We start from the raw sequence: 1090 nt of genomic DNA on the forward strand, positions 1-1090 counted from the left end.
CCCGAAACTGAGGTTATCAATTTCGGTTCTTGGAACAGAAGCCGAGATTCCGTCAATAGTAACTCCTTCAACAAAAGCTACTCCCATATCCTTAGCCTTCTTCCGCCCCGACAAGTCCTAGAAGAACCGAAACCGAATCAATATCCGGAACCCTTTCGATTGGAATCTCAACGCCAAATGCTTCCTCCACTTCCATAATCAACTGAATGTGTCTTAGGGAATCCCAAGAAGGCACTTCCGCTTTCATGGTATTCTCGTCAATCTCTACCTTCAATACATCAGCGATTGTCCTGAGAACTTCGCTTTTCTTCAAGTTAACCTACCTCCAAAAGCTCAATTAAACCGCATTCTCTCGAATACATGAACAACACTCTTCGATCGTCTATTGCCGGCGCGGCTGATATAGATGTAATTGGTTTAAAACCCTGCTTACTTAGTTTATTTGCTGTTTCTTCTAATCCTTTTGTTTCATAACAAATGTGATATGTTCCTGGTCCGTTCTTCTCTATTAGTGATTTCACCGGTGAATCGTTACTCGTCGGTTCAATAAGCTCTACATGAACCCCCGAGTTTTCTAGAAAGACTATTCTGACTTTTCTGGAAACATCGTCAACCACTTCACCGATAGCTTTGTATCCTAATACTTCGAATTTCTGAATGCTCTTCTCGATTGAAGAAACTGCATAACCTATATGATGAATTCTTAATTTCACGTCTTAAGCTCCGAATAAAAAACCCTTTCAGGTTTTTCAGAAATTCTTAGACAATATTGCACCTTGCCATCCTCCTCCTTGACTCGTTTGTAGCCAAGAGAATCCCAAAAATTCTTTACCGGAGCACTCTTTTTTGTCGTTATATACTCTGCTTCGATTTCTTCCACTCCCATATTTGCAAGCATATTTTCGACATAATCTACGAATTGGTTTTCCACATATCTTCCCATTACTCTGCAACTCATAAGAAAGGAGTCTATTCTTGCCCGGCGACCATTTCTCTCAACTATCATAAGCGCAATCTTGCCATTGTCTCCGAATCTGTCTTCCATGGAAGACATTAAGACTAAATAATCATCGCTTTCAATCATTCTTCT

At 40.4% G+C, this 1090-nt stretch carries 2 protein-coding genes and 1 pseudogene; all 3 read right to left on the reverse strand.

All coding sequences use genetic code 11. From position 1 onward, the window contains the following. Positions 1-91: 91 nt before the first annotated feature. Positions 92-313: an acyl carrier protein gene (locus RJ60_RS15300; RefSeq protein ID WP_103135299.1), complete on the reverse strand. Its 222-nt coding sequence runs from the start codon at positions 311-313 to the stop codon at positions 92-94. A 1-nt stretch (position 314) separates the two neighbouring features. Then, positions 315-713 (reverse strand): VOC family protein, encoded by a 399-nt coding sequence (locus RJ60_RS15305; RefSeq protein ID WP_103135300.1) that lies wholly within the window; start codon positions 711-713, stop codon positions 315-317. Continuing rightward, positions 710-1090: pseudogene (locus tag RJ60_RS15310) on the reverse strand (GNAT family N-acetyltransferase); the annotation flags it as partial. The pseudogene RJ60_RS15310 and the gene RJ60_RS15305, both read right to left, overlap by 4 nt.

The organism is Mesotoga sp. B105.6.4 (assembly GCF_002896535.1).
GTDB lineage: Bacteria > Thermotogota > Thermotogae > Petrotogales > Kosmotogaceae > Mesotoga.